Source organism: Labrys neptuniae (assembly GCF_040797145.1).
GTDB lineage: Bacteria > Pseudomonadota > Alphaproteobacteria > Rhizobiales > Labraceae > Labrys > Labrys neptuniae.
The window spans coordinates 327608-333425 of sequence record NZ_JBFNQD010000004.1; the positions used below are offsets into that span (position 1 = coordinate 327608).

At 69.7% G+C, this 5818-nt stretch carries 1 protein-coding gene; it reads right to left on the reverse strand.

The window, feature by feature from the left end; all coding sequences use genetic code 11:
• Nucleotides 1-5818 (reverse strand): beta strand repeat-containing protein (locus ABXS05_RS15450; protein WP_367624520.1); only part of this gene is annotated, 5818 nt, incomplete at both ends.

Sequence of the window (5818 nt, forward strand, 5' to 3'; positions counted from 1 at the left end):
GTTCGAACCGGTACCGTTGTCAGCGGTTACGCCGGAAGGTGCCTTGCCGGATGGATTGCCGGCCCTACCGGCAGGCGCACCAACCGTTCCGGCATTGCCGCGACCGTCGACACCGTTGAAAGCATCGCCGACCGGATTGCCGGCCATGACGGTGGTCTGGCCGTTCGAGCCGGTACCATTGCCAGCGGTTAGGCCAATGGGTGCCTTGCGGCCTGGATTGCCGGCCGTGTTGGCAGGCGCGCCGGCCGTTCCAGCGCTACCGCTTTCGATCGTGCTGGGAGAGTCACCAGAATCACCAGCCCGGCTACCCGTCAGATAGGCGAGGAGGCGGCTGAACCGGCTGCTGCCGCCAGTCTCGTTGGCAGCTTCGCGAGCCTGGTTGCCAGCCGCGCCCGCAGGCGTGCCAGCCGTTCCGGGGTTGCCGCTACCGTCGATGCCGTTGGGAGTCCCGTCGGCCGGGTTGCCAGCCATGGTGGTGGGCTGGCCGTTCGAACCGGCGCGGTTGCCGCCGGCCGTTTCGTTGAGCGTATTGCCAGCCGGATTGCCGGCCGTGTTAGGCGCGCCAGTCGATCCGGCATTGCCGCTGTCGATTCCACTGGGGGATCCATCGACCGGTTTGTCGGCGGCGGGCTGGCCGTTCGGACTGGTGCCGTTGCCAGCGGTTGTGCCAACGGGAGTCTTGCCGGCCGGATCGCCGTCTGTGGGCAGGTCACGCGACGGCGTGTTACCACCAGCGGCTGCGTCGGGAGAGTCACCAGCCCGATCGCCGGACAGGTAGGCAAGAAGGCGGCCAAACCGGCTGCTGCCACCAGTGTTGTTGGCCGTTTCGCCCGCTGGATTGCCAGCCGTATCGGCAGGCGCGTCGGTCGTTCCGGCGTTGCCTGCCGTGGTGACAGGCTGCCCATCCGGACGGTTGCCGCCGATCGCTTCGTTTGAGCCAGCACCGGCTGGATTGCCAGCCGAGCCGACGGGCGTACCGGTCGAGCCAGCGTTGCCACCGCCGTCGATGCCGTTGGGCGTGCCGCCGACCGGATTGCCGGCCGTGGTAGCGGGCTGACCGTTCGAACCGGCACGGTTGCCGCCAGCCGAGCCGTTGGGGCCGACACCGGCTGGACTGCCAGTCGAGCCGACGGGCGTACCGGTCGAGCCAGCGTTGCCACTGCCATCGACACCGTTGGGCATATCGCCGACCGGATTGTTGGCCGTGGTAGCGGACTGACCGTTCGAACCGGCACGGTTGCCGCCAACCGAGCCGTTGAGGCCAGCGCCGGCTGGATTGCCAGCCGCACCGAGGGGCGTACCGGTCGAGCCAGCGTTGCCACTGCCATCGATACCGTTGGGCTGACCGTTCGAACCGGCACGGTTGCCGCCAGCCGATCCGTTGAGACCATCGTCCACCGGATTGTTGGCCAGATAGGCAAGCTCGCCAGGCAAACCAGTGCTGCCGCCGGTCCCGTTGCCGGCCCCTGGACTACCAACCCCGCCCGAAGACAGGCTGCCCAAGCCGGCGCCACTATTGTCGGCCGCGCCATTGAGAGCGTCGCCAACTGGATTGCCAGCCGTGCCGGCGGTGCCTCTGGCATTGACGCCATCGGGAGCACCGGCGACCGGGTTGCCAGTCACACCGATGGGCCGGCCATTCGAGCCGAGACCACCAGCCGATCCGTTGGGAGTACCGTCAACCGGATTCCCCGCTCCACCAGCCCGCTGGCCAGCCGGACCAGTGCTGTTGCCGCCGGTCGATCGGTTGAGGCCAGCGTCGGCTGGATTGCCGGCGGTGCCTCTGGCATTGATGCCATCGGAAGCACCGGCGACCGGGTTGCCGGCCACGCCGGTGGGCTGGCCGTTCGGGCCGATGCCACCAGCCGATCCGTCGAGACCATTGTCCACCGGATTGTTGGCCAGATAGGCAAGATAGGCCAGCTCACTGCTCAGACCGGTGTTGCCGCCAGTTCCGTTGCCGGTCTCTGGACCACCAGCCCCGCCCGAGGGCAGGCTGCCCAAACCAGTGCCGTTGTTGCCGGCCGCCCCATTGAGAGCATCGCCGACCGGATTGCCAGCGGTACCAGCAGGGCCGCTCGCATTGGTGCCACCGGGAGCGCCGCCGACCGGGTTGCCCGCGACACCAGTACGCTGGCGACCTGGGCCGGCAGCCTGGCTGCCAGCCATTCCGTCGCGACCATCACCGGCGGGATTGCCCGCGATGCCGCTATCGTTGTTGCCGCCAGGAGTGCCGACGATCGGGTTGCCGGCCGTGCCGGAGGGCCGCCCATTCGAGCCGATGCCGTCAGCCGATCCGTCGAGGCCATTGTCCATCGGATTGTTGGCCAGATAGGCAAGCTCACCAGGCAAAACGGTGCTGCCGCCGGTTCCGTTGCCGGCACCGCCACTTGGACTACCAGCCGCGCCCGAGGGCAGGCTACCCAAGCCAGTACCATTGTTGCCGGCCGCTCCGTCGAGAGCATCGCCAACCGGACTGCCCGCCGTGCCGGCAGGGCCACTACCATTGACACTGCCGGGAGCGCCGGCGACCCGGTTGCCGGCCACGCCGGAGGGCCGCCCATTCGAGCCGATACCTCCGGCCGCTCCATCGGGGGTGCCGCCAGCCGGATTGCCCGCTGCGCCCGCACGCTGGCTCCCTGTGCCGGCACTGTTGCCGCCGGCCGTTCCACCGAGGCCATCGCCGGCCGGGTTGCCCGCCACGCCGATGGGCTGGCCATTCGAGCCGATACCACCAGCCACTTCGTTGGGAGCACTACCAGCCGGATTGCCCACTACGCCGGCGCGCTGGCCACCTGGGCCGGCGTTACCGCCAGCCGTTCCGCCGAGGCCATCGCCGGCTGGATTGCCGGCCGTGCCCGCGGCACCGTCACCGTTGTTGCTGCCGGGAGCGCCAGCGACCGGGTTGCTCGCCACGCCGATGGGCTGACCATTCGAGCCAGTGCCACCGGCCGCTCCATTGGGGGTGCCCCCAGCCGTTCCGCCGAGACCATCGCCGGCTGGATTGCCGGCCGTGCCCGCGGCACCGCCACCGTTGTTGCTGCCGGGAGCGCCAGCAATCGGGTTGCTCGCCACGCCGATGGGCTGGCCATTCGAGCCGACGCCACCGGCCACTCCATTGGGAGTGCTGCCAGCCGGATTGCCCACTACGCCGGCGCGCTGGCTCCCTGGGCCGGCGCTGTTGCCGCCAGCCGTTCCACTGAGGCCATCGCCGGCTGGATTGCCGGGAGTGCCCGCGGCGCCGCCACCGTTGTTGCTGCCGGGAGCGCCAGCGACCGGGTTGCTCGCCACGCCGATGGGCTGACCATTCGAGCCGATGCCGCCAGCCGGTCCATTGGGAGCACCACCAACCGGACTACCGGCCAGATAAGCAAGTTCGCCGGGCAGACCGGTGTTGCCGCCAGTCCCGTTGCCGGTCTCTGGACCACCAACCCCGCCCGAGGGCAGACTGCCCATGCCAGAGCCGTTATTGCCAACCGCTCCATTGAGAGCATCGCCAACCGGATTGCCAGCCAGGTTGGCAGGAACGCCAGCCGATCCGGCATTGCCGCTACCGTTGATGCCGTTCGGAGCTCCCTCGACCGGGCTGCCGGCAACGTCGGCAGGCGGGGCGTTCGAACCGTCGCTACCAGCCGATCCGCTGGGAGCACCGCTGACAGGATTGCCAGCCGGGTTGGCAGGAACGCCAGCCGATCCGGCGGCGCCGCAGCTACCGTCGGCGGAGGCGTCACAGTCAGCTCCATTACCGGCTGCGTTGTTGTCGGCGATGTCGCCACCGGAACCGTTGCCGATGTCGCCAACACCCGTGCTACCACCACCGGTGTTGCCGCCGCCGGTGTTGCCACCACCCGTGTTGCCACCACCCGTGTTACCGCCGCCCGTGTTACCGCCACCCGTGTTGCCACCACCGGTGTTGCCGCCACCCGTGTTACCGCCGCCGGTGTTACCGCCACCGGTGTTGCCGCCGCCCGTGTTGCCGCCGCCGGTGTTACCACCACCGGTGTTACCGCCACCGGTGTTGCCGCCGCCGGTGTTACCGCCACCGGTGTTACCGCCGGTGTTACCGCCGCCCGTGTTGCCACCGCCGGTGTTACCGCCGCCCGTGTTGCCGCCGCCGGTGTTACCACCACCGGTGTTGCCACCGCCGGTGTTACCGCCGCCGGTGTTGCCACCGCCCGTGTTGCCACCGCCCGTGTTACCGCCGCCCGTGTTGCCGCCAATGCCGGCGATCGCACCTGTCAGGTCGCCAACTGCGTTACCGAGCGTGCCTGTCAGGTCACCGACTATACCGCCAAGGCCATCTTCACCGCCAAGACCACCGATCGCGCCCGTCAGGCCACCGACAACGCCACCCAGACCACCGTCGCCGCCGATACCACCAATCGCGCCGGTCAAGCCACCAACTGCGCCACCAAGGGTGCCGCCAAGGCCACCGTCGCCACCGATGCCGCCGATCGCACCCGTCAGGCCGCCAACGACACCGCCGAGGCCATCATCACCGCCGATTGCGCCAGTCAAACCGCCGACCACGCCCCCAAGGGCGCCACCCAAGCCACCATCACCACCGATGCCGCCAATTGCACCCGTCAGGCCGCCAACGACGCCACCGAGGCCACCATCGCCGCCAATCCCGCCGATCGCACCCGTCAGGCCGCCAACGACACCGCCCAGGCCATCATCACCGCCGATTGCGCCAGTCAAGCCGCCAACGACGCCGCCCAGGCCACCGTCGTCGCCGATACCACCGATCGCGCCGGTCAGACCGCCGACGACACCGCCGAGGCCATCATCACCGCCGATTGCGCCAGTCAAGCCGCCGACGACGCCACCCAGGCCACCGTCACCACCAATACCGCCGATCCCGCCAATCGCGCCGGTCAGGCCACCGACCACACCACCGAGGGTGCCGCCAAGACCACCATCGCCACCGATACCGCCGATCGCACCCGTCAGGCCACCAACTGCGCCACCAAGGCCACCGTCGCCACCGATGCCGCCAATTGCGCCGGTCAGACCGCCAACGACACCGCCGAGGCCACCGTCGCCACCGATGCTGCCGATACCACCAATCGCGCCGGTCAAGCCGCCGACTGCACCACCAAGGGTGCCGCCAAGACCGCCATCGCCACCGATCCCGCCGATTGCACCCGTCAGGCCGCCGACGACGCCACCCAGGCCACCGTCGCCACCGATGCCGCCGATCGCACCCGTCAAGCCGCCAACGACGCCACCCAGGCCACCGTCGCCACCGATGCCGCCGATACCACCAATCGCGCCGGTCAAGCCGCCGACCGCACCACCAAGGGTGCCGCCAAGACCGCCATCGCCACCGATCCCGCCGATCGCACCCGTCAGGCCGCCGACGACGCCACCCAGGCCACCATCACCACCAATCGCGCCGGTCAAGCCGCCGACTGCGCCACCAAGGGTGCCGCCAAGGCCACCGTCGCCACCGATGCCGCCAATTGCGCCCGTCAGGCCGCCGACCGCGCCACCGAGGGTGCCACCAAGGCCACCGTCACCACCAATCCCGCCGATACCACCAACCGCGCCGGTCAGACCACCAACCACACCACCAAGGGTGCCGCCAAGACCGCCATCGCCACCGATGCCGCCGATCGCACCCGTCAGGCCACCAACTGTGCCACCGAGGGTACCGCCCAGGCCACCCTCGCCGCCAATGCCGCCAATGCCACCAATTGCACCGGTCAAGCCACCAACTGCGCCACCGAGGGTGCCACCCAGGCCGCCCTCGCCACCAATGCCACCGATACCGCCAATCGCGCCGGTCAGACCGCCGACCGTGCCACCGATCCCG